This is a genomic window from Roseateles sp. GW823-FHT07B05 (assembly GCF_058794515.1).
The window spans coordinates 423001-444306 of record NZ_JBXAGX010000002.1 but is presented as its reverse complement, the minus strand read 5'-3'; the positions used below and the strand labels follow the sequence as shown (position 1 = coordinate 444306).

The following is a 21306-nucleotide window of genomic DNA, read 5'->3' as shown; positions in this document are numbered from 1 at the left end:
CCCATGACCTCTTCTCTGCCCCATGCACGGACCCTGGCTGCCCTGACGCTGTTGACCGCGTCGGCCATGGCCCAGGCCCAGCAGCCCGCGGTGATCTTCGACATGGGCGGCAAGTTCGACAAATCCTTCAATCAGGCCGGCTACCAGGGTGCCGAGCAGTGGAAGAAGGAGTCGGGCAAGACGTATCTCGAGTTCGAGATCAGCAACGACACCCAGCGCGTGCAGGCCATCCGCCGCATGGCCGAGCGGGGTGCCAGCCCCATCATCAGCATCGGTTTCGCCCAGGCGTCGGCGCTGAAGCAGGTGGCCAAGGACTTCCCCAAGACCCAGTTCGCCATCATCGACGCGCAGGTGGACCTGCCCAACGTGCAGTCGCTGCTGTTCAAGGAGCACGAGGGCAGCTACGTCGTCGGCGCCATGGCCGCGCTGGTCAGCAAGACCGGCAAGGTCGGCTTTGTCGGCGGCATGGACATCCCGCTGATCCGCAAGTTCCAGTGCGGCTACGAGCAGGGCGCCAAGAAGACCAACCCCAAGATCGAGGTCTTCTCCAACATGACGGGCACCACGTCCACCGCGTGGAACGACCCCACCCGCGGTGGTGAGCTGGCCAAGTCGCAGTTCGCCAAGGGTTCCGACGTGGTGTTCGCCGCCGCCGGCGGCACCGGCGTGGGCGTCTACCAGGCCGCCAAGGACGCCGGCAAGCTCGCCATCGGTGTGGACAGCAACCAGAACCACCTGCAGCCCGGCACGATGCTGACCTCCATGGTCAAGCGCGTGGACGTGGCCGTCTACAACGTGCTCAAGGGCTGGAAGCCCGGCGTGCAGGTGCTGGGCCTGAAGGAAGGCGGCGTGGACTACGCCGCCGACGAGCACAACGCCAAGCTGCTGACCCCGGCGCTCAAGGCCAAGGTCGACGCCGTCAAGGCGGACATCATCGCCGGCAAGGTGAAGGTGGCCGACTACATGGCCGACAACGCCTGCAAGTTCTAAGGCGAGCCAGAGCGGCATGACGCCCGCAGTCCGCCTTCAAGGCATTTCCAAGCGCTTCGGCGCCGTCCAGGCCAACCGCGAAGTCACTTTCGACGTCGCGGCCGGCAGCGTGCACGGCCTCGTCGGCGAGAACGGTGCCGGCAAGAGCACGCTGATGGCCATCCTGTATGGCTATTACCGTGCTGACGCCGGGTCCATCGAGATCAACGGCAAGCCGGTCGAGATCGCCAACTCCCAGCAGGCGATCCGGCTGGGCATCGGCATGGTCCACCAGCACTTCATGCTGGTGGACACGCTGACCTGCCTGGAGAACGTCATGCTGGGGGCCGAGGGCGGCTTCTTCCTGACGCCGTCCAAGGCCCGGGTGCGTGCCCAGCTGCAGGCGCTGATGGCCGAGACTGGCCTGCAGGTGCAGCTGGACGCCGTCGTCGCCGACCTGCCGGTGGGCGAGCTGCAGCGGCTGGAGATCCTGAAGGCGCTGTACCGCGGCGCCAGGATCCTGATCCTGGACGAGCCCACCGCCGTGCTGACGCCGCAGGAGACTGACCAGCTCTTCGTCACGCTGCGCAAGCTCAAGGAGCGCGGCACGACGCTGATCCTCATCACGCACAAGCTGCGCGAGGTCATGAGCCTGTGCAGCGCCGTCACGGTGATGCGCGCGGGCCAGGTCGTCGAGACGCGGCCCATCGCTGACTGGAGCGAGGAATCGCTGGCCGAGTCCATGGTCGGCCGCAAGGTCACGCTGGGCCGGCCCGAGGGGCTGGAGACGAAGACCGGCGAGGTGCGCCTGCAGGCGACGGGTCTGAGCCTGAAGCACGCCAACGGCGTGCCGGCGCTGAAGGACGTCAGCCTGACGCTGAAGGCCGGCGAGATCGTCGGCGTGGCCGGCGTGTCGGGCAACGGCCAGAGCGAGCTGCTGGAAGTGCTGTCCGGCCTGCGCGCACCCGATGGCGGCCGCCTGGAACTGGGCGGCCAGTCCTTCTCGCCCGACGCCTGGCTGGCGACCGCCCAGGCCCGCCCGCTGCGGCTGGCCCATGTGCCCGAGGACCGGCATGCCGTCGGCCTGGTCATGAGCTTCCCGGCCTGGGAGTCCGCCGTGCTGGGCTACCAGGGCCTGCCCAAGTACCGCCGCGGCGCGTCCATGAACCACGCCGCGATGCGGGAGGCCACAAGGCAGATGCAGGAGCGCTTCGACGTGCGCCCGCGTGACGAGAACCTGGGGTCCTCCAAGTTCTCCGGCGGCAACCAGCAGAAGCTCATCCTGGCCCGCGAGATCGGCGAGCAGCCCACGGTGCTGCTGGTGGGCCAGCCCACGCGTGGCGTCGACATTGGCGCCATCGAGTTCATCCACCACCAGCTGCGCGCGCTGCGCGACGCCGGCTGCGCGGTGCTGCTGGTCAGCAGCGAGCTGGACGAGATCCTGGCGCTGGCCGACCGCGTCGTCGTCATGAATGCCGGCCGCATCACCGGCGAACTCGCCATCGAGGACTGCGACGAACGTCGCCTCGGCCTGCTGATGGCCGCACAAGAAGAACGAGCGGCTGCATGAGCCAACCTTTGACTCTCCCCCGCTGGATCGACATCGGCCTGCTGCCGCTGTGGAACCTCGCCATCGCACTGGTCGTCGCCGGCCTCGTCGTCATGGTCATCGGTCACAGCCCCTGGCAGGCGCTGACGGTGCTGCTGAACGGCGCCTTGGGCAGCGTGCGCGGCCTGGGCTATTCGCTGTACTACGCGACGACCTTCATCTTCACCGGCCTGGCCGTCGCGGTGGCCATCCACGCCGGCCTGTTCAACATCGGCGGGGAAGGGCAGGCGACGCTGGGTGGCCTGGGCGTGGCGCTCGTCGCGCTGTGGCTGGGCGCGTCGCTGCCGGCCGTCGTCATGCTGCCGCTGCTGGTGCTGGCCGCCGCCTTCTTCGGCATGCTGTGGGCGGCGCTGCCGGCCTATCTGCAGGCCTGGCGCGGCAGCCACATCGTCATCACGACGATCATGTTCAATTTCCTGTCGGCCGGCCTGAACAGCTATCTGCTCGTCAACTGGCTGCGCCCGGCCGGCAGCATGGCGGTGGAGTCCTCCGAGTTCGCCGACAGTGCCCGCATGCCGGCGCTGCACCAGGTCGCCGCCGCGCTGGGCTACGAGCTGCCGTCGTCGCCGCTGAACCTCAGTCTCGTCATCGCGCTGCTGGCCTGCGTTTTCGTGGGCTGGTTCCTGTGGAAGAGCGCTGCCGGCTACGCCGTCCGCGCCGTCGGCAGCGCGCCGCGCGCGGCGCACTACGCCGGCATCCGCCCGCGCGCCCAGGTGCTGCTGGCGATGGCCATCTCCGGCGCGCTGGCCGGCATGGTGGGCGTCAACGAGATCTCCGGCGTGCAGGGCAAGCTGACGCTGGACTTCGTCGCCGGCGCCGGCTTCACCGGCATCGCCGTGTCGCTGATGGGGCGCAACCACCCGATTGGCATCGTGCTGGCCTCGCTGCTGTTCGGCGTGCTGTACCAGGGCGGCGTCGAGGTGTCGTTCGAATTGCAGGGCTTCAGCCGCGAGATGGTCGTGACGGCGCAGGGCCTCATCGTGCTGTTCTCCGGTGCGATGGCCACGGTCAGCGCGCCGCTGTTCGCCCGTGTCTATGCCAAGTTGAAGGGAGGCCGCTGATGGATGAAGTCCTGATCGCCTCGGTGCTCGCGTCCACGCTGCGCGTCAGCGCACCGCTGCTGCTGTGCGCGATGGCCGGCGTGCTGTCCGAGCGCGCCGGCGTCGTCGACCTGGGCCTGGAAGGCAAGATGCTGTTCGCCGCCTTCGCGGCGGCAGCGACGGCCTCGGTCACGCACTCCACTGCGTTCGGCCTGCTGGCGGCCATCGCCGTCGCCAGCGCTGCATCCGTGGTGCACGGCTTTGCCTGCGTGACGAACCGGGGCGATCAGGTCGTCTCCGGCGTTGCGCTGAACATGATCGCCGCCGGCCTGACCGTCGTGCTGGGCATCGCCTGGTTCCAGCAGGGCGGCCAGACGCCGCCCATCGAGCCCGACGTGCGTCTGACGGCGCTCGCCCAGGGCTTTGCCGAGCCGCAGCCGGGCCACTGGTTCGCGTCCGTCCTCGGCCATGGCTTCCTGAGCCACAACGTGCTGGTCTACGCCGCGTTCCTGATGGTCGCCGCCGTGTGGTTCTTCCTGGAGCGCACGCGCCCGGGCCTGCGCTTGCGCGCCGTCGGCGAGAACCCGGCCATGGTGGAAGCAGCCGGCATGTCCGTGCAGGGGCTGCGTTATCAGGCGCTGCTGATGAACGGCGTGCTGTGCGGCCTGGCCGGTGCCTACCTGACACTGGCGCAGAACGCGTCCTTCTCGCCCAACATGACGGCCGGCCGCGGCTTCATCGCGCTGGCCGCGATGATCTTCGGCAAGTGGAAGCCGCTGCCGACGATGGGCGCCTGCCTGCTGTTCGGCTTCCTGGACGCGGTGGCCATCCGCATGCAGGGCGTGCAGTTGCCGGGCATCGGCGAAGTACCCGTGCAACTGATCCAGGCTTTGCCGTACATCTTGACGGTGGTCCTTCTGGCTGGCTTCATTGGTTCCGCCATCGCGCCCCAGGCGCTGGGCCGGCCTTACGTGAAGGAGCGCTGATGGACCTGTCCCAAGATCTGCTGGACCGCCTGCTGGCCGAGTCCCTGCGCGCTCGCGAGTTCTCGCACGCGCCGTATTCCAGATACAAGGTCGGCGTCGCCATCCTGGATGAGCAGGGCCGCATCCACATCGGCGCCAACATGGAGAACGCGTCCTACCCGCAGGGCTGGTGCGCGGAACCGTCGGCGCTGACGGCCATGCTCATGGCCGGCGGCAAGCAGGCGCGGGTGGCGCTGGTGACGGGCCCCGGCCCGGACATCATCACGCCGTGCGGCGGCTGCCGCCAGAAGCTCCGCGAGTTCTCCGTGCCGGAAGAGCTTGTCATCATTGCCGGCGATCCTGGCGGTATCCGCCAACGCTGGACCCTGGCCGAGCTGCTGCCCCACAGCTTCGGGCCCGCCCACTTGAACATCTGAGGTTCCCCATGATCGACAACAAGACCCTCGACGTCGCCATCAGCGCGAGCGTCGGGAAGCTGCAATCGCTGTTCGGTAACGCGCCCGAAGTCGCCGTCGTGCTCGGCTCCGGCTGGGCCGGCGCGGTCAGCCACGTGCAGGACGCGAAGAACCTGCCCTACACCGAGCTGCCCGCCTTCCCGCAGCCCAAGGTCGAAGGCCACGTCAACGAGATCGTCGTCGGCCACATCGGTGAGCAGCGCGTCATCTTCCTGCGCGGCCGCGCCCACACCTACGAGAGCGGCGACTGCACCGGCATGGCCGGCGCGCTGCGCACGCTCAAGTCCTGGGGCGTGAAGCTGCTGGTGCAGACCAACGCCTCCGGCTCGCTGCGCGGCCACATGCCCCCCGGCAGCCTGATGCTGATCGCCGACCACATCAACGCGCCGCAGCGCAGCCCGCTCGTCGGCGAGCAGGGCAGCCACCGCTTCGTCGACATGGTCAATGCCTATGACGGTGCCCTGCGCAAGCACGCGCTGGAACTGGCCAAGCGCGAGAACCTGATGCTGGGCGAGGGCACCTACTGCTGGGCGCTGGGCCCGCAGTTCGAGACGCCGGCCGAGATCCGCATGTTCGCTGCCTGGGGCGCCGACGCCGTCGGCATGAGCACCGTGCCCGAGACCATCCTGGCCCGCCATGCCGGCCTGAAGGTGATGGGCATCGCGCTGATGACCAACATGGCCGCCGGCCTGTCCGCCGAGGCGCTGACGCACGACCTGACGCTGAAGCAGGCGCAGATGTCCGGCGAGCGCGCATCCGCCTTCCTGGCAGCGCTGGTGGCGAGTTTGAAGGGCGTCGAGCTATGACCGCCGACCTGAAGGCGGCGGCCCGCACGGCGCTGGCCTGCCTGGATCTGACCAGCCTCAACGACGCCGACACGGCCGCCGACATCGACGCGCTGTGCGCGCGCGCGCAGACGGCCCACGGCCCCGTGGCCGCCGTCTGTGTGTGGCCGCGCTTCGTCGCCCAGGCGCGTGCGGCGCTGCCGGCCGCCATCAAGGTTGCCGCCGTGGCCAACTTCCCTGACGGCGCGCTGGATCTGCCCCGTGCGCTGGCCGACATCGAGGCCATTGCGCAGGCCGGTGGCGACGAGGTCGACGTCGTGCTGCCTTACCGCGCGCTGCTGGCCGACCAGTCCACCGAGGTCGCCGAGTTCCTGTCCGAGGTGCGCTTCGCGTCGCGCCCGTTGACGCTGAAGGTCATCATCGAATCCGGCGAGTTGCACACGCCCGAGCGCATCGCCCAGGCCACGCGCCTGGCGTTGGCGGCCGGTGCCGATTTCGTGAAGACCAGCACCGGCAAGACCAAGACCGGCGCCACGCCGGCCGCGGCGGCCGTGATGCTGAAGGAGATCAAGGCCAGCGGCCTGTCCGCCGCCGGCTTCAAGGCCTCGGGCGGCGTGCGCTCCGTGGCGGATGCCGCCGGCTACATCGCCCAGGCCGAAGCCGCGCTGGGCGCCACCGCGTTGAACCCGCAGCGCCTGCGTTTCGGCGCCAGCGGCCTGCTCACCGACATCGAAGCTGTTCTTTCCGGTGCCAAATCTGCCGCCGTCACTGCGGCGTACTGAACCATGCTTGCCCAAGAAATCATCCGCGCCAAGCGCGACGGCCACGCGCTCAACGAAGCGCAGATCCAGAACTTCGTCGACGGCCTGACGTACAACACCTGGAGCGAAGGCCAGGTCGCCGCGCTCGGCATGGCCGTGTTCCTGAAGGGCATGGGCCGCGACGAAGCCGTGCTGCTGACGCGCGCGATGATGAATTCCGGCCGCGTCATGCGCTGGCCCGACATGCCCGGCCCGGTGCTGGACAAGCACAGCAGCGGTGGCGTGGGCGACAAGGTCAGCCTGATGCTGGCGCCCATGGTGGCCGCCTGTGGCGGCTACGTGCCGATGATCGCCGGCCGTGGCCTGGGCCACACGGGCGGCACGGTCGACAAGCTCGAAGCCATCCCCGGTTACACGACGACGCCCGACCCGGCCAGGTTCGACCAGATCGTCCGGTCCCTCGGCTGCGCCATCATCGGCCAGACGGCTGACCTGGCCCCCGCCGACAAGCGCTTCTACGCGACGCGCGACGTGACGGCCACGGTCGAGAGCGTGCCGCTGATCACCGCCAGCATCCTGTCCAAGAAGCTGGCCGCCGGCCTCGAAGGCCTGGCCATGGACATCAAGTGCGGCAACGGCGCGTTCGCGTCCACGCCCGCCTTCGCGCAGGAACTGGCCGAGAGCATCGTCGCCGTCGCGGGCGGCGCAGGCCTGAAGACGCGCGCGCTGATCACCGACATGAACCAGATCCTGGGCACCGATGTCGGCAACTCGCTGGAAGTCATCGAGACCATCCACTACCTGACCGGCAAGCACCGCGAGCCGCGCCTGCACGAGGTGACGCTTGCGCTGTGCGCCGAGATGCTGGTGCTGGGCAACCTGGCCGCCGACACCGCCGCCGCCCGCGTGAAGCTGCAGGCGGCGCTGGACTCCGGCGCCGCCGCCGAGAAGTTCGCCCAGATGGTCGTGGCCCTGGGCGGCCCGGCCGATCTGATGGAGCGTCCGTCCGCGTACCTGCCGGCCGCACCCGTCGTGAAGCCCGTGGCCGCGCCGCGCGCCGGTGTCATCACGACGATGGCGACCCGCGACCTGGGCGTGGCCATCGTCGAGCTGGGCGGTGGCCGCCGCAAGGCCGGCGACGCCATCGACATGCGCGTCGGCTTCTCGGCCGTCCAGCCCATCGGCACGCGCGTCGCCGCCGGCGAGCCGCTGGCGCTGATCCACGCGGCCGACGAGGCCGCGGCCGACCGTGCCATCGCGTCCTACCTGGCTGCCGTCGGGCTGGGCGATGCCGACGTCGCCGCCGCGCCCATGGTCATGGCGACAATCGGCTGATGGACGAACAGAACAGCAACCCACCGCAGGACCCGCAGCACCGCCCGATCAAGAGCTTCGTCACGCGGCCCGGCCGCATGGGCACGGGCCAGATCAAAGCGCTGGCCGAGCTCGGCCCTAAGTTCGTGCTGCCCTACAAGGTCGAGCGACTCGACACCGCTGCGACCTTCGGCCGCAGCGCGCCGCTGGTGCTGGAGATCGGCTTCGGCATGGGCGCCGCGACGGCCGACATCGCGCAGACGCTGCCCGACCATGACTTCATCGGCTGCGAGGTCCACGAGCCCGGCGTCGGCGCGCTGCTGAAGCTGATCGGCGAGCGCGACATCGGCAACATCCGCATCGTCCAGCACGACGCGGTGGAGGTGCTGCGCGACATGATCGGCGAAGCCGCGCTGGACGGCGTGCACATCTTCTTCCCCGATCCCTGGCACAAGAAGCGCCACAACAAGCGCCGCCTGATCCAGGCGCCGTTCGTGGCCAATCTGGTGAAGCACATCAAGCCCGGCGGCTACCTGCACTGCGCCACCGACTGGCAGCCCTACGCCGAGCAGATGCTGGACGTGTTGTCCGCCGAGCCCGCCTTGGTCAACACGGCGTCAGGCTATGCCGACAAGCCCGCCTACCGCCCGCTGACCAAGTTCGAGAACCGCGGCATCAAGCTGGGCCACGGCGTCTGGGACCTGGTGTTCAGGAAGAAGTGATGACGAGTCCGCTGCACGGCAAACACATCCTGCTCGCGATGACCGGCGGCATCGCCGGCTACAAGATCGCCGAGCTGACGCGCCTGTTCGTGAAGGGGGGCGCGACCGTGCAGGTCATGATGACCGAGGGTGCCGAAGCCTTCATCACCGCCGTGACGATGCAGGCGCTGTCGGGTCGACCGGTCTACACCTCGCAGTGGGACGCGCGGCCGGGCAACAACATGGCCCACATCAACCTCAGCCGCGAGGCCGACGTGATGCTGGTGGCGCCCGCCAGCGCCGATGCGATTGCCGCGCTGGCGCAGGGCCGGGCGGACGACCTCGTCAGTCTGACCGCACTGGCCCGCCGCATCCACGAGTGCCCGTTGCTGGTCGTGCCGGCCATGAACCGCGAGATGTGGGCCCACCCGGCCACGCAGCGCAACGTGGCGCAGATCACCGCCGACGGCGCCACCCTCATCGGCCCCGCCAACGGCGACCAGGCCTGCGGCGAGATCGGCGACGGCCGCATGCTGGAGCCGCAGCAGATCTTCGACGACGTCGAGGCCTTCGTCGCGCCCAAATCCCTGCGTGGCCGGAAGCTGTTGATCACCGCCGGCCCGACGTTCGAGCCCATCGACCCGGTGCGCGGCATCACCAACCACAGCAGCGGCAAGATGGGCTTTGCCATCGCCCGCGCCGCGGCCGAAGCGGGCGCCGAGGTCACGCTGGTGAGCGGCCCGGTGCACCTGCCCACGCCGCGCGGCGTGCGGCGCATCGCCGTGCAGAGCGCGCAGCAGATGTTCGACGCCGTGCTGCCGCTGGCCGCGCACCAGCACGCCTTCATCGCCAGTGCGGCGGTGGCCGACTGGCGGCCCGCGCAGACGCACGAGCACAAGATGAAGAAGGCCGAGGGCGGCGCAACGGCGCCCACCATCGCGATGACCGAGAACCCCGACATCCTTGCCGCGGTGGCCAGGCTGCCCAAGCCGCCTTACTGTGTCGGCTTTGCCGCCGAGAGCGAGAAGCTGGCCGAGCATGCCGAGGCCAAGCGGCGCCGCAAGGGCATCCCGCTCATCGTCGCCAACCTCGGCCCGGCCACCTTCGGCCGTGACGACAACGCGCTGCTGCTCATCGACGAGCAGGGCCAGCGTGAACTGCCTGAAGCGGGAGGTCGGGCCGACAAGCTCAGCCTCGCGCGCGAGCTGATCGCCGAACTTTCCAAGAGACTCTGATGCACGCGATTGACTTGCAAGTGCTCGACGCCCGCATGGCCGAGCAGATCCCCGCCTACGCCACGGCCGGCAGCGCCGGCCTCGACCTGCGCGCCTGCCTGGATGCCGCCATTACGCTGGCCCCGGGCCAGACGACGCTGATCCCGACGGGCCTGGCCATCCACATCGCCGACCCGGGTCTCGCCGCCATCATCCTGCCGCGCTCGGGCCTGGGCCACAAACACGGCATCGTGCTGGGCAACCTCGTCGGTCTGATCGACAGCGACTACCAGGGCCAGCTGATGGTCAGTTGCTGGAACCGCGGCCAGGCGGAGTTCGTCATCCAGCCCTTCGAGCGCATCGCGCAGCTGGTCATCGTGCCGGTCGTGCAGGCCACATTCCGCCGTGTCGACAGCTTCGATGCGTCCGACCGCGGCACCGGCGGCTTCGGCTCGACAGGCAAGGCATAGAGAAGAAAGGCGCCCGGGGCGCCTTTTCCGTTCAGTGGAGCGGCTCGTCCGGCGGCGCGCCGGTCTGCACCATGAAGAGGGGCTCGCCGATCGAGCCGGCCTGCACTTCCTGCTCGGTGGCTTCGCGCACGTCCAGCAGCGTCAGGTGCATGCGCAGGCCGATGCCGGCCAGCGGGTGGTTGCCGTCCAGCACCACATGCTCGGGGTAGACCTCGGTGACCGTGTAGACCGCTTCCTCCGGCATGCCTTCGGTCGCGGCGCCTTCCGGCAGGCCTTCGAACTGCATGCCGGGCTCCACGTCGGTCGGGAACAGGCCACGCGCCTCGAAGCAGACGAGGCCCGAGTCGTAGTCGCCGAAGGCTTCCTCGGGCTGCAGCGCGAGGGCCGTCTCGAAGCCGGCCTCCTGGCCGTCCAGCGCTTCCTCGACCTTGGCGAACAGGTCGTCACCGCCCACCAGGAATTCCATCGGTTCGGTCAGCTCGTCGATGAGCTGGCCTTGGGCGTCTTCGAGTCTCCAGCGCAGGGAGACGACTGAGGGGCGGGTCACTTGCATGGGATCAATTTTCCCACAGCGCCTCGGCACAATGGCTGCATGCAGATCGATCTCCCGACCCCCATGCTCGCCGGCCTCAGCCCGGCCCAGTTCATGCGCAAGCACTGGCAGAAAAAGCCCTTGCTGGTGCGCCAGGCCTTTGACGGCGTCACGCCGCCGGCCTCGCTGAAGGAACTGGCCGCGCTGGCCGCGCGTGACGACGTCGAGTCCCGCCTCGTCACGGCCTTCGATGGCGACTGGAAGCTCAGGCATGGCCCCATCCCGCGCCTGCCGGCGATGAGCAAGCCCGGCTGGACGCTGCTCGTGCAGGGGCTGGACCAGCACCTGGACGGCGCGCGCGAATTGCTGGACCGGTTCCGCTTCGCACCCGATGCGCGGCTGGACGACCTGATGTTGTCCGTCGCCAGTGACGGCGGCGGCGTCGGCCCGCACTTCGATTCCTACGACGTGTTCCTGATCCAGCTCGCCGGCCGGCGTCGCTGGCGCATCGGCGCCCAGCGCGACGCGGTGCTGCGCGACGACGTGCCGTTGAAGATCATCGCCAACTTCATGCCGGAGGAAGAGTTCGTGCTGGAGCCGGGCGACATGCTCTACCTGCCGCCGGGCTGGGCGCATGACGGTGTGGCCGTCGGCCCGGGCTGCATCACCGGCTCGGTGGGGTTCCGCGCATCGACGGCCGAGAGTCTGGCGGCCGAGCTGCTGCCCCGGCTGCTGGATGACGTGGAGTCGGCCGGCAAGCTGTACTCGGACCCGCGCCAGGAGGCCACGACGGAGCCGGCCCGCGTGCCGGCCGGGCTGCTGGACTTCGCGCGCCGCGCCGTCGAGGCGGCCGTGCAGCGGCCGCAGGCGCTGGAGTGCGCGCTGGGCGAGGCGCTGACCGAACTGAAGGCCAACGTCTGGTTCGAACCCGGCGACGTGCTGCCGCCGGGGCAGGGCGCGCGCCTGGACCGGCGCAGCCGCATGCTCTACGACGCGGCGCACGTGTTCCTGAACGGCGAGAGCTTTCGCGCCGGCGGACGTGACGCCGCGCTGATGCGCCTGATGGCGGACCGTCGCGAGCTGACGGCTGCCGAAGTCGCGCGTCTTTCTGCGGAGGCGCGCGAGTTGCTGGACCAGTGGACCGAGGACGGCTGGGTGCAGCCGTTGCCCGCGTGAACGCACAGCACTTCAGCGCCCGCGCCGACTTCCAGCGCCTGGTCGTCGAGAGCCTCCAGTGGGCCGACGCGCAGGGTTGCCGGGAACTGCACGCCTGGGATGCCAGCTTTGCCGACTGGCCGCTGTCGGACGCGAACCTGCTGTCCGCGCTGACCCGCTGGGCGCGCCAGGGCCGGCAATTGCACCTACTGGCGCTGCAGTACGACGACGTCGCTCGCCGCCACCCGCGCTTCGTGCGCTGGCGCCGCGACTTCGCGCACTGCGTGACGGCGCGCGCCGTCGAGCCCGATCTGAGCGTGGACGGCGCCGCGCAGAGCCTGCTGCTGGCCGTCGGTGCTAACGGTCCGTTGAGCCTGCGGCTGTTCGACCGCCATCTCTGGCGCGGCGAGCTCAGCCTCGATGCGGGTGAGCGGCTGCGCGGTCTGGAGTGGTTTGACGCCCTGGCGCAACGTTCCAGCGAATCATTTGCGCCGACAACTTTGGGACTATGAGTCTTTGTGACAAGCAAACCCCTATAATCGCGGGCTAGGCGAGGGAAGCGCTCGAGGTTTTCCGCGTCTTGTTCTGCGGGGTCGGCCGTTGGTGATCAATCACTGGCGCACGACCCCAAAATTATGGTGTGCACCGTCGTTTAAACGTTTGAGGACAAGTAATGAATAAGTCGATCCTGTTGGCTTCCCTGCTGGCTGCTGCTGCTCTGACCGCTTGCAGCAAGAAGGAAGAACCCAAGGTTGAAGCCCCGGCCGTCGTGGCTCCGGCTCCCGCCGCTTCGGAAGCCGCTTCGGCTGCCGCCAGCGCCGTCGATGCTGGCGCTTCGGCTGTTGCCGACGCTGCCGCGTCCGCCGCTTCGAAGTAATCACTTCGTCCGCTCGGAAAGAGCCGTCGCTGCGCAAGCAGCGGCGGCTTTTTTCGTTTCCTGGCCGCGAAACAGCCCGGATTCCGCCTGTGAGGGCTTGAATTACATAACTTTGCGCAGCGGGTTTTCGGCGCTCAGCCGACGCCCAGCCAGTCGAATCCCAGCGCCGGGTCGGCCACGCGGATGTCGTCAGCGGCGCAATCCAGCGCGCGGGCCAAGGCCGCTCTAGCCAGCGCCGGGGCATTGTTCTTTTCGCTGAGGTGGGCCGCCAGCACGGCGCCCAGGCCTGCGTGAAGACAGCGGCCCAGCAGTTCGGCCGCCGCGTCGTTGGACAGGTGACCGTGCGTGCCCAGGATGCGCCGCTGCAGCACCGGTGGGTAGGGCCCGGCGCGCAGCATGGCCTCGTCGTGGTTGCACTCCAGCAGCAGTGCCTGGCAGCCCTGCAGGGCCTGCACGACGTCGGCGGGCGCGCAGCCCAGGTCCGTGACGATGCCCAGCCTGGCGGCGCCATCGTGCAGCACCAGTTGCAGCGGCTCCTGCGCGTCGTGCGGCACGGCGAAGGGCTGCAGTTCCACGTCGCCCAGTGCAATGGCTTCGCCGCTGCGTGCCAGCGTCAGCAGGCTGGCGTCGAAGTCGTCGTCGCCGATGACGCGCCAGGTGCCGCGGCTGGTGATCAGCGGGATGCGGTGGCGGCGTGCGAACGCGACCGAGCGGCCGACGTGGTCGCCGTGCTCGTGCGTGATGAAGATGGCGTCGATGTCGGAGGCCGTGCAGCTGGCCAGCGCCAGCCGACGCGTCAGCTCGCGTTCACTGAAACCCGCGTCGACGAGGACGCGGGTGGTCGTGATGCCCTGGCTGGCCTCGACCAGTGTCGAGTTACCGCCGCTGCCGCTGCCGAGGTTGCGAAAGCGCATGGCGGCGGTCCTCCATCGCGGAGGTCTCTTACTTGAGGTCGTCCATCAGCAGCGACAGGATGCGCTTGGCGTTGTCGTCGGCGATGGCCTGGCCGCGTTCGTCCAGGATGCGCACCGTGCTCTTCGCGCCGTCGGCCTTGACCGCCACGCGGTAGCGCGTCGGCGTGAGCGACTTGGCGCCGAACAGGCGCTGGAAGAAGTTGGGCTCGTCCTGGCCGGCCTTCTCGGGGTCGGCGTAGCGCAGGTAGAACAGGCCGGCGGCGCGGTCGCGGTCTTCGATCGTGAAGCCATGGCGGTCCAGCGACAGGCCGACGCGGCGCCAGGCGCGGTCGAAGCCGTCGTTCACGGCCAGGCTGTCGGGCACTTCGGACAGCGGGCGGCGCGGGCGCGTGGTCTCACCGCCGACGGCCAGCGGCGACTGCTTGGCCGCGGGCGTTGCCGGCGTCTCGGCGACGATGGCCTTGGCGGCCGTTTCCTGGCCGCCCAGCTTCAGCATCAGGCGCGACAGCATCTCGGCTTCCAGCGTGGCGTCGCTGGGGCGCGGCTGCCAGGCGGTGGAGTCACGGCCGGTGGTCGTGTAGACCTCCTGCATGCCGCGGTGGGCGATGAAGATGTCGGTGCCGTTGGCGCCGCGCTCCACACGCACGCGGTACATGTCGCGCTCGCCGGTGGAGTACAGGCCGTCGAAGACCTTGCCGATGGACTGGCGGATGAAATCCTGCGGCAGCTTGGCGCGGTTCTCGGCCCAGTTGGTCTCCATGATGCCGACGTCGGGCTGTTCCTTGACGAGGTCCAGGCCCACGTCCTTCCAGAACGCGCGCAGCTGCGGCCAGACCTGTTCCGGCGTGGCCGAGGTGTGCAGCCAGCGGTCGGTGCCGCTGCGCTCCAGGCGCACATCGCCGGCGCTGTTGGGCGCCACGCTGTTGGCGGCCATGGAGCCGGCGGTGGCGGTGGCCGGGCGCGAGGCCGTCAGCGCGGAGGCGGTGATGGAGCCGCCCTGCACCTGGGCGCGGTTGTCCTTGGCGAGCTGGGTCAGGTCCGGCGGAATGTCCAGGCCGCCGGTCTGCTTGGCCTGGGTGCGGTAGTCGACCTTGTCCGACGAGAACATGCCGTCGAGGGTGCTGCAGCCGGCGAGGGACAGGATGAGAGCCGTGCAGGCGAGGCGGGTCGCGGTGGGGCGAATCGGGGAAAGGGACGTCACGCTGGAAATCTCCGAGGGAACAGGTTGCCCGGCTTGGGGCAGCGGCGCATTAGACCAGAGGACTCAGAGCAATCCGGCTTCGACCATGGCCTGGCCAACGGCGGCCTGACCGGCGGCCGTCAGCGGCGTGATGGGCAGGCGCAGCGCGCCGCCGCAGCGGCCCAGGCGGGACAGGGCCCACTTGGCCGGGCCGGGGCTGGGTTCGCAGAACAGCTGCTTGTGCAGGCCCAGCAGCTTGAGGTGGATCTTGCGGGCCTCGATGGCATTGCCGGCGATGGCCAGGCGGCAGAGTTCGGCCATCTCGGCAGGCGCGACGTTGGCCGTCACGCTGACGTTGCCATGGCCGCCCAGCAGCATCAGCGCGACGGCGGTGCCGTCGTCGCCGGAGTAGACGTGGAAGCCTTCAGGCGCATGCTTGATGAGGAAGGCGGCGCGCTCGATGTTGCCGGTGGCCTCCTTGATGCCGAAGACGCCGGGCAGCGCGGCGCAGCGCAGCGTGGTCTCGGGCAGCAGGTCCGCCACGGTGCGGCCGGGCACGTTGTAGAGCATCATGGGGATGTCCACGGCCTCGGCAATCGCCTTGAAGTGCTGGTAGATGCCTTCCTGCGAGGGCTTGTTGTAGTACGGCACGACGGACAGCGTGCAGTCCGCGCCGACTTCCTTGGCGTAGCGGCTCAGCTCAATGGCCTCGGCCGTGGAGTTGGCGCCGGTGCCGGCCAGCACGGGGATGCGGCCCTTGGCGTGCTCGACCGCGACACGGATGATTTCGCGGTTCTCTTCCATGCTGACCGTCGGCGACTCGCCGGTGGTGCCGACGACGCCGACGCAGGCGGTGCCGGACTCGACGTGCCAGTCGATCAGGCGGCGCAGGGCGGGGTAGTCGATGCTGCCGTCCTCGTTCATGGGCGTGACGAGGGCGACGATGCTGCCGAGGATGGGCTTCATGGTGGAAATGTCTTGAGGAATTCGGGCGATTTTAGGCTGCCGGCGACGGCCGGATGGCCGCAACGCGCTGGACGTAGCGCGGGTTGACCGCTTCCTCGAACAGGTCTTCGTAAGCCACGATGCGCCAGTCGTGGCAGACGCGCAGCAGTTCGCCCCGCTGCAGCAGGAAATCCGGGCGTGACGGGCGGCCGACGGTCTGCTGGCCGTCGGCAAAGGTTTCCCAGATGAGGCAGCCGCCTGGCTTCACGGCGGACTGGATCGTGTCGAACAGCGGCCGCCACAGGTAGTTGCAGACGACGACGAGGTCGAACTGCTGGCCGGTCAACGGCCAGGGCCCGCCCTCGATGTCGGCGTCGACGATCTTTGCAAGGCTTTGCAGTGGTGCTGTGGCGGCCGCGTCACGGTCGACCCCGGTGACCTGCCAGCCGGTCTGGGCCAGCCAGCGCAGGTTGCGGCCGGAGCCGCAGGCGACATCCAGCGCGGTGCCGGGCGTCGACGGTGCAAAGCGCTGCAGCCAGGCGGACGGCGTCATCCGAAGCACGTCCAGATCTGCTCGCTGAGCTGGATCATGACCGCCGGGTGGCGGTAGGCCAGCACGGTCGCGGCCAGCGCCGCAGCGACCAAGGTGGGCACGATCCAGCGGCGCGGCTTCATGCGGGTTGGGCTCCGCGCGCTGACCTGTCGATTGGCGCCTCGCGTACCGGCAGGTTGGCCAGCATGGCCATGACGCCCAGCGCGATGGCCAGCCACCAGACGACGTCGTAGCTGCCGGTCGCGTCGTAGAGCTTGCCGCCCAGCCAGACGCCCAGGAAGCTGCCGATCTGGTGGCTGAAGAACACGAAGCCGCCCAGCATGGACAGGTGCTGCGCGCCGAAGATCTGCGCGACGACCGCGTTGGTGGGCGGCACCGTGGACAGCCACAGGAAGCCGATGACGGCGGCGAAGACGTAGACGCTCAGCGGCGTCAGCGGCACGGAGATGAAGACGGTGATGGCCACCGCCCGCAGGCCGTAGATGGCCGACAGCAGGTAGCGCTTGGGAAAGCGCTGGCCCAGCATGCCGGCGGTGTAGGTGCCGAAGATGTTGAACAGGCCGATCAGCATCAGCGCGCCGGTGGACACCTCGATGCCGAGGCCGTGGTCCTTCAGGTAGCTGGGCAGGTGCACGCCGATGAAGACGACCTGGAAGCCGCAGACGAAGTAACCCAGCATCAGCAACTGGAAGCTGCGGTAGCCGAAGGCCTCCTTCAGCGCCTGGCCGATGCTCTGGTGGCCGGTGGCCGTGCCCACGGCCTGGCGTTCGCGGATGCCCAGCGCCAGCGGCGCGATCAGCAGCGCCGTGCCGGCCAGCAGGAACAGCGCCGTCTGCCAGCCGAGGTGGCTGATGAGCCAGGTCTCGATGGGGATCATGACGAACTGGCCGAACGAGCCGGCCGCCGCGGCGACGCCGAAGGCCCAGGAGCGCTTCTCGGGTGACACGGTGCGGCCCAGCACGCCGTAGATGACGGCGTAGGTGGAACCCGACTGCGCGATGCCGATCAGCACGCCGGCGCCCAGCGTGAAGCTCAGCGGGTCGCTGGCCAGCGCCATGGACAGCAGGCCCAGCGCGTAGGCGATGCCGCCCAGGATGAGCACCTTCCAGGCGCCGAAGCGGTCGGCCAGCATGCCGGCGATGGGGCCGGCGACGCCCCAGGCGATGTTCTGCACCGCCAGCGCGAAGGAGAAGCTCTCGCGCGTCCAGCCCCGCTCCGTGATGATGGGCTGCAGCCAGAAGCCGAAGCCGTGGCGGATGCCCATGGACAGCGTGACGATCATGGCGCCGCACAGCAGCACCTGGTTGACGGACAGGCCAGGGGCGGCGGGGCGGACGGTGTTCATCCAGGCACTGTAATCAGCGGCGCTTGGCCTTGCTGGTCGTCTTGGTTTGCGACTTGGCCTGGGGTTTCGCGGTGGCCTTGGCCTTGCCGCCCTTCTTCTTGGCGGCCGGCTTCTTCGGCGCGTCCGCCGTCGAGGCGCTGGCCTGGGAGCTGGACGCGGCGACGTCGGCCAGCCGGGTCAGCAGCCGGCCCTGCTTGACGCGCAGCATGGGCATGTCGACCTGGCCGAGGTCGGCGAGCGGGTCGCCGCCCAGCACCAGGAAGCTGGCCTCGCAGCCGGGCTCGAAGCAGCCCAGCTTGCGGCCGGGGAACAGCGCGCGCGGCGTGTCGATGGTGGCCAGGCGCAGCAGCGTGGCGCGGTCCATGCCGAGCTCGTCCAGCGCGTGCACCTCGGCGCGCGTGGTGCCGATGAAGACGTCCGACCCCACCAGCAGCGGCACGCCGGCGGCCTGCAGCTTGGCAAGGTTGGCGCGCTGTACGTCGCGCAGCGCGGCCAGCGGCGCGCCGTCGAGCTTGAAGAGGGCGGTGGCGGCGGTCGTCGTGATGACGGCGGTGCGCTGGCGGGCCGCCAGGGCCGCGGCGGCGTCGCTGATGGCGAAATGCTCGGGCGCCTCGTCCAGCATGTTGGCGTAGCCGGGCAGGTGGGCGATGGCGTCCACGCCGGCAGCCAGCGCCGCGTCGAAGTCGGCCGCCGTCTCGACGTGGGCGACGACGCGGCGGCCGTCCGCATGGGCCAGGCGGGTCAGCGCGGCGGCGGTGTCGGGGCTGAGGCCCAGGCGGCCGAAGTGCTCCAGCCGGCCGCGCAGCTCGGGGCGCTCGCTGTGGGCCAGCACGATGCGCAGCCAGTTGCCGCCGCGGGCCTTGATGGCGGGCCACTGCTCGCGCGCCTGCTCCGGGCTGTCGACGAGGACGATCTGCTGCTGCGCAGCGGCGGCCTCGGCCGTGGGTTCGGGCAGCACGGCGGCCAGCGGGTAGCCGTCGCTGGACGTGATGCAGGCGGTGACGAAGCTGACGTCCGGCGCGGCCGGATCGGCGGCGAGCGGTTTCACGTCGGCGACGCTGGCCGGGTCGCCGCACAGCATGGCGGCGTAGAACACGCCCTCGTCGATGTACTTGTCGGCGAACTGCCCCCAGCCCCAGGCCGTCTGCAGGTTGTGGTTGTGCGCCTCGGCCAGCGGGTTGATGAGCACCTGGCCGCGCATGTCCATCTTGCGGTTGACCTTGGGGGGCTTCTTGGCGATGAAGACGCCGTTCTCGACGTAGAGGTTGCCCTTCTGGATCTTCTGGCCGTCAAACCAGCGGGCGTTTTTCAACTCCCAGGACAGCGGCGCGCTGGCCTGGTAGGGCTGTTGCGGAGGGGGCGGTGTCTGGGCCTGTGAAAAACTACAGGTCAACAGCAGCGAAGCGATCAGGAATCTCAAGCGGCAGGACTCGGTGGAGTTCAGTCTTCAGGGAGCCGCGAATCCTAGCCCGAGCCACTTCATAGAATCCCGCCCCTATGTCCAGCCGTCCCCCCTCAACTCCCGCCAACGCCTCCGCCGCCTACGGCGAGGCTTCCATCCGCGTCCTGAAGGGCCTGGAACCCGTCAAGCAGCGGCCGGGCATGTACACCCGCACCGACAACCCGCTGCACTGCATCCAGGAAGTCATCGACAACGCCGCCGACGAGGCGCTGGCCGGCCACGGCAAGCGCATCGACCTGACGCTGCACGTGGATGGCTCCGTCTCCGTGGCCGACGACGGCCGCGGCATTCCGTTCGGCCTGCACCCGGAAGAAGGCGTGCCGGTCATCGAGATCGTCTACACGCGGCTGCATGCCGGCGGCAAGTTCGACAAGGGCTCGGGCGGTGCCTACAGCTTCTCCGGCGGCCTGCACGGCGTGGGCGTGTCCGTGACGAATGCGCTGGCCAAGCGGCTGGAAGTGGCCGTGTGGCGCGACAAGCAGGTGGCCGGCATCGCGTTCGAGCATGGCGACGTCGTGCAGCCGGTGGCCGCACGGCCGGCCGTCAGCGGCGACCGCAAGCAGGGCACGACGGTGCGCGTGTGGCCCGACCCGAAGTATTTCGAGAGCGCCGAGCTGCCGCGGCATGAGTTGGTGCACCTGCTGCGCTCCAAGGCCGTGCTGATGCCGGGCGTCATCGTCACGCTGAAGCTGGAGAAGACCGGCGAGGTCACGACCTGGCAGTACAAGTCCGGCCTGCGCGACTACCTGGCCCAGGCGATGACCAGCGACCCGCTGATCCCGCTGTTCGAGGGCGAGGGCTTTGCCGGCGCCGGCGAGAGCGAGAACTTCGCGGAAGGCGAGGGCGCGTCCTGGTGCGTGGCGTTCACGGAAGACGGCGCGCCGCTGCGTGAGAGCTACGTCAACCTGATCCCGACGGTGGCCGGTGGCACGCACGAGTCCGGGCTGAAGGACGGGCTGTTCGGCGCCGTCAAGGGCTTCATCGAGATGCACTCGCTGCTGCCCAAGGGCGTGAAGCTGATGCCCGACGACGTGTTCTCGCGCGCCAGCTTCGTGCTGAGCGCCAAGGTGCTGGACCCGCAGTTTCAGGGCCAGACCAAGGAGCGGCTGAACTCGCGCGACGCGCTGCGGCTGGTGTCGGCCTATGTGAAGCCGGCGCTGGAGCTGTGGCTGAACCAGCATGTGGAGCACGGCAAGAAGCTGGCCGAGCTGGTCATCAAGCAGGCGCAGACGCGCCAGCGCGCCGGCCAGAAGGTCGAGAAGCGCAAGGGCTCCGGCGTGGCCGTGCTGCCCGGCAAGCTGACCGACTGCGAAAGCCGCGACCTGTCGCTGAACGAGGTGTTCCTCGTCGAGGGCGACTCCGCCGGCGGCAGCGCCAAGATGGGCCGCGACAAGGAGACGCAGGCCATCCTGCCGCTGCGCGGCAAGGTGCTGAACGCGTGGGAGGTGGAACGCGATCTGCTGTTCAAGAACAACGAGATCCACGACATCTCGGTGGCGTTGGGCGTGGACCCGCACGGCCCCAACGACACGCCGGATCTGTCCGGGCTGCGCTACGGCAAGGTCTGCATCCTGTCGGACGCCGACGTCGACGGCTCGCACATTCAGGTGCTGCTGTTGACGCTGTTCTTCCGCCACTTCCCCAAGCTGGTCGAGACCGGCCATGTGTTCGTCGCCCGCCCGCCGCTGTACCGCGTGGACGCGCCGGCGCGCGGCAAGAAGCCGGCGGCCAAGCTCTACGCGCTGGACGACGGCGAGCTGACGGCGACGCTGGACAAGTTGCGCAAGGAAGGCGCCCGCGAGGGCTCGTGGAGCATCAGCCGCTTCAAGGGCCTGGGCGAGATGAACGCCGAGCAACTGTGGGACACGACGCTGAACCCCGACACGCGCCGCCTGTCGCGCGTGGCCTACGGCCAGTTCGACTTCGCCGCCACGGTGGACGCCTTCAACAAGCTGATGGGCAAGGGCGAGGCCGCGTCGCGCCGTGAGCTGATGGAGTTGCATGGCGACGCCGTCGAAATCGACATTTGACGGCCTGGA

Annotated in this window: 23 protein-coding genes; 15 read left to right on the top strand and 8 right to left on the bottom strand. The window is 69.4% G+C overall.

Annotation, left to right across the window (positions count from 1 at the left end; translation table 11 throughout):
* Positions 1–3 precede the first annotated feature (3 nt).
* From AC1Q7O_RS06260 to dut, 11 genes are read left to right on the top strand one after another with little or no spacing between them, the layout of a single operon-like run.
* Positions 4–990: a BMP family lipoprotein gene (locus AC1Q7O_RS06260; protein WP_492660132.1), complete on the top strand. Its 987-nt coding sequence runs from the start codon at positions 4–6 to the stop codon at positions 988–990.
* Positions 991–1006: 16 nt separating this feature from the next.
* A complete protein-coding gene (locus tag AC1Q7O_RS06255; RefSeq protein ID WP_492660133.1) occupies positions 1007–2539 on the top strand; it encodes an ABC transporter ATP-binding protein in 1533 nt (510 codons plus the stop codon).
* Positions 2536–3639, top strand: coding sequence for an ABC transporter permease (locus AC1Q7O_RS06250; protein ID WP_492660134.1), 1104 nt, complete (start codon positions 2536–2538; stop codon positions 3637–3639). Before AC1Q7O_RS06255 ends, AC1Q7O_RS06250 begins: the two co-directional genes overlap by 4 nt.
* On the top strand, positions 3639–4604 hold the full coding sequence (locus tag AC1Q7O_RS06245; RefSeq protein ID WP_492660135.1) for an ABC transporter permease: 966 nt from the start codon (positions 3639–3641) through the stop codon (positions 4602–4604). Before AC1Q7O_RS06250 ends, AC1Q7O_RS06245 begins: the two co-directional genes overlap by 1 nt.
* The gene (cdd, locus tag AC1Q7O_RS06240; RefSeq protein ID WP_492660136.1) at positions 4604–5020 is read left to right on the top strand and encodes a cytidine deaminase; all 417 of its coding nucleotides are present in this window, start codon (positions 4604–4606) and stop codon (positions 5018–5020) included. Before AC1Q7O_RS06245 ends, cdd begins: the two co-directional genes overlap by 1 nt.
* A gap of 8 nt (positions 5021–5028) precedes the next feature.
* The gene (locus tag AC1Q7O_RS06235) at positions 5029–5865 is read left to right on the top strand and encodes a purine-nucleoside phosphorylase (RefSeq protein WP_492660137.1); all 837 of its coding nucleotides are present in this window, start codon (positions 5029–5031) and stop codon (positions 5863–5865) included.
* Positions 5862–6626 (top strand): deoxyribose-phosphate aldolase, encoded by a 765-nt coding sequence (gene deoC / locus AC1Q7O_RS06230; RefSeq protein WP_492660138.1) that lies wholly within the window; start codon positions 5862–5864, stop codon positions 6624–6626. Before AC1Q7O_RS06235 ends, deoC begins: the two co-directional genes overlap by 4 nt.
* Before the next feature lie 3 nt (positions 6627–6629).
* Positions 6630–7940 carry a thymidine phosphorylase gene (deoA, locus tag AC1Q7O_RS06225; protein ID WP_492660139.1) on the top strand — a complete coding sequence of 437 codons (1311 nt, stop codon included), beginning with the start codon at positions 6630–6632 and terminating at the stop codon, positions 7938–7940.
* Positions 7940–8641, top strand: a complete 702-nt coding sequence (trmB, locus tag AC1Q7O_RS06220) for a tRNA (guanosine(46)-N7)-methyltransferase TrmB (protein WP_492660140.1) — start codon at positions 7940–7942, stop codon at positions 8639–8641. Before deoA ends, trmB begins: the two co-directional genes overlap by 1 nt.
* Complete coding sequence (coaBC, locus tag AC1Q7O_RS06215) at positions 8641–9855, top strand: bifunctional phosphopantothenoylcysteine decarboxylase/phosphopantothenate--cysteine ligase CoaBC (RefSeq protein WP_492660141.1); 1215 nt, start codon at positions 8641–8643, stop codon at positions 9853–9855. The genes trmB and coaBC overlap by 1 nt, the downstream gene beginning before the upstream one ends.
* On the top strand, positions 9855–10304 hold the full coding sequence (gene dut / locus AC1Q7O_RS06210; RefSeq protein ID WP_492660142.1) for a dUTP diphosphatase: 450 nt from the start codon (positions 9855–9857) through the stop codon (positions 10302–10304). Before coaBC ends, dut begins: the two co-directional genes overlap by 1 nt.
* Before the next feature lie 31 nt (positions 10305–10335).
* Here dut and AC1Q7O_RS06205 read toward each other — a convergent pair whose 3' ends face one another.
* Entirely contained in the window at positions 10336–10857 is a 522-nt protein-coding gene (locus tag AC1Q7O_RS06205) for an FKBP-type peptidyl-prolyl cis-trans isomerase (protein ID WP_492660143.1), read from the bottom strand.
* A 39-nt stretch (positions 10858–10896) separates the two neighbouring features.
* On the opposite strand from AC1Q7O_RS06205, the gene AC1Q7O_RS06200 reads away from it, so the two are divergent.
* The 3 genes from AC1Q7O_RS06200 (at position 10897) to AC1Q7O_RS06190 (ending at position 12868) form a co-directional block, all read left to right on the top strand.
* Positions 10897–12012 (top strand): JmjC domain-containing protein, encoded by a 1116-nt coding sequence (locus AC1Q7O_RS06200; RefSeq protein ID WP_492660144.1) that lies wholly within the window; start codon positions 10897–10899, stop codon positions 12010–12012.
* On the top strand, positions 12009–12503 hold the full coding sequence (locus AC1Q7O_RS06195; RefSeq protein ID WP_492660145.1) for a hypothetical protein: 495 nt from the start codon (positions 12009–12011) through the stop codon (positions 12501–12503). Before AC1Q7O_RS06200 ends, AC1Q7O_RS06195 begins: the two co-directional genes overlap by 4 nt.
* Before the next feature lie 161 nt (positions 12504–12664).
* Positions 12665–12868: a hypothetical protein gene (locus tag AC1Q7O_RS06190; protein ID WP_492660146.1), complete on the top strand. Its 204-nt coding sequence runs from the start codon at positions 12665–12667 to the stop codon at positions 12866–12868.
* 134 nt (positions 12869–13002) lie between these two features.
* Here AC1Q7O_RS06190 and AC1Q7O_RS06185 read toward each other — a convergent pair whose 3' ends face one another.
* From AC1Q7O_RS06185 to AC1Q7O_RS06155, 7 genes are all read right to left on the bottom strand, one after another.
* Positions 13003–13782: an MBL fold metallo-hydrolase gene (locus tag AC1Q7O_RS06185; protein WP_492660147.1), complete on the bottom strand. Its 780-nt coding sequence runs from the start codon at positions 13780–13782 to the stop codon at positions 13003–13005.
* Between the two features lie 28 nt (positions 13783–13810).
* Complete coding sequence (gene bamC, locus AC1Q7O_RS06180) at positions 13811–14983, bottom strand: NlpB/DapX family lipoprotein (RefSeq protein WP_492660148.1); 1173 nt, start codon at positions 14981–14983, stop codon at positions 13811–13813.
* Between the two features lie 63 nt (positions 14984–15046).
* Positions 15047–15928 carry a 4-hydroxy-tetrahydrodipicolinate synthase gene (gene dapA, locus AC1Q7O_RS06175; RefSeq protein ID WP_492660149.1) on the bottom strand — a complete coding sequence of 294 codons (882 nt, stop codon included), beginning with the start codon at positions 15926–15928 and terminating at the stop codon, positions 15047–15049.
* Positions 15929–15959: 31 nt separating this feature from the next.
* On the bottom strand, positions 15960–16460 hold the full coding sequence (locus AC1Q7O_RS06170) for a class I SAM-dependent methyltransferase (RefSeq protein ID WP_492660150.1): 501 nt from the start codon (positions 16458–16460) through the stop codon (positions 15960–15962).
* Positions 16457–16582 (bottom strand): hypothetical protein, encoded by a 126-nt coding sequence (locus AC1Q7O_RS06165; RefSeq protein WP_492660151.1) that lies wholly within the window; start codon positions 16580–16582, stop codon positions 16457–16459. The genes AC1Q7O_RS06170 and AC1Q7O_RS06165 overlap by 4 nt, the downstream gene beginning before the upstream one ends.
* On the bottom strand, positions 16579–17805 hold the full coding sequence (locus AC1Q7O_RS06160) for an MFS transporter (protein WP_492660152.1): 1227 nt from the start codon (positions 17803–17805) through the stop codon (positions 16579–16581). Before AC1Q7O_RS06160 ends, AC1Q7O_RS06165 begins: the two co-directional genes overlap by 4 nt.
* Positions 17806–17818: 13 nt before the next feature.
* Positions 17819–19225 carry an amidohydrolase family protein gene (locus tag AC1Q7O_RS06155; RefSeq protein WP_492660153.1) on the bottom strand — a complete coding sequence of 469 codons (1407 nt, stop codon included), beginning with the start codon at positions 19223–19225 and terminating at the stop codon, positions 17819–17821.
* A 77-nt stretch (positions 19226–19302) separates the two neighbouring features.
* On the opposite strand from AC1Q7O_RS06155, the gene AC1Q7O_RS06150 reads away from it, so the two are divergent.
* A complete protein-coding gene (locus tag AC1Q7O_RS06150; protein WP_492660154.1) occupies positions 19303–21297 on the top strand; it encodes a DNA topoisomerase IV subunit B in 1995 nt (664 codons plus the stop codon).
* Positions 21298–21306: the final 9 nt, after the last annotated feature.

Bases quoted from the DNA above. Each gene is read 5' to 3' on its own strand.
- AC1Q7O_RS06260 (WP_492660132.1), top strand. From the start codon at position 4: ATGACCTCTTCTCTGCCCCATGCACGGACCCTGGCTGCCCTGACGCTG.
- AC1Q7O_RS06255 (WP_492660133.1), top strand. From the start codon at position 1,007: ATGACGCCCGCAGTCCGCCTTCAAGGCATTTCCAAGCGCTTCGGCGCC.
- AC1Q7O_RS06250 (WP_492660134.1), top strand. From the start codon at position 2,536: ATGAGCCAACCTTTGACTCTCCCCCGCTGGATCGACATCGGCCTGCTG.
- AC1Q7O_RS06245 (WP_492660135.1), top strand. From the start codon at position 3,639: ATGGATGAAGTCCTGATCGCCTCGGTGCTCGCGTCCACGCTGCGCGTC.
- cdd (WP_492660136.1), top strand. From the start codon at position 4,604: ATGGACCTGTCCCAAGATCTGCTGGACCGCCTGCTGGCCGAGTCCCTG.
- AC1Q7O_RS06235 (WP_492660137.1), top strand. From the start codon at position 5,029: ATGATCGACAACAAGACCCTCGACGTCGCCATCAGCGCGAGCGTCGGG.
- deoC (WP_492660138.1), top strand. From the start codon at position 5,862: ATGACCGCCGACCTGAAGGCGGCGGCCCGCACGGCGCTGGCCTGCCTG.
- deoA (WP_492660139.1), top strand. From the start codon at position 6,630: ATGCTTGCCCAAGAAATCATCCGCGCCAAGCGCGACGGCCACGCGCTC.
- trmB (WP_492660140.1), top strand. From the start codon at position 7,940: ATGGACGAACAGAACAGCAACCCACCGCAGGACCCGCAGCACCGCCCG.
- coaBC (WP_492660141.1), top strand. From the start codon at position 8,641: ATGACGAGTCCGCTGCACGGCAAACACATCCTGCTCGCGATGACCGGC.
- dut (WP_492660142.1), top strand. From the start codon at position 9,855: ATGCACGCGATTGACTTGCAAGTGCTCGACGCCCGCATGGCCGAGCAG.
- AC1Q7O_RS06205 (WP_492660143.1), bottom strand. From the start codon at position 10,857: ATGCAAGTGACCCGCCCCTCAGTCGTCTCCCTGCGCTGGAGACTCGAA.
- AC1Q7O_RS06200 (WP_492660144.1), top strand. From the start codon at position 10,897: ATGCAGATCGATCTCCCGACCCCCATGCTCGCCGGCCTCAGCCCGGCC.
- AC1Q7O_RS06190 (WP_492660146.1), top strand. From the start codon at position 12,665: ATGAATAAGTCGATCCTGTTGGCTTCCCTGCTGGCTGCTGCTGCTCTG.
- AC1Q7O_RS06185 (WP_492660147.1), bottom strand. From the start codon at position 13,782: ATGCGCTTTCGCAACCTCGGCAGCGGCAGCGGCGGTAACTCGACACTG.
- dapA (WP_492660149.1), bottom strand. From the start codon at position 15,928: ATGAAGCCCATCCTCGGCAGCATCGTCGCCCTCGTCACGCCCATGAAC.
- AC1Q7O_RS06170 (WP_492660150.1), bottom strand. From the start codon at position 16,460: ATGACGCCGTCCGCCTGGCTGCAGCGCTTTGCACCGTCGACGCCCGGC.
- AC1Q7O_RS06165 (WP_492660151.1), bottom strand. From the start codon at position 16,582: ATGAAGCCGCGCCGCTGGATCGTGCCCACCTTGGTCGCTGCGGCGCTG.
- AC1Q7O_RS06160 (WP_492660152.1), bottom strand. From the start codon at position 17,805: ATGAACACCGTCCGCCCCGCCGCCCCTGGCCTGTCCGTCAACCAGGTG.
- AC1Q7O_RS06150 (WP_492660154.1), top strand. From the start codon at position 19,303: ATGTCCAGCCGTCCCCCCTCAACTCCCGCCAACGCCTCCGCCGCCTAC.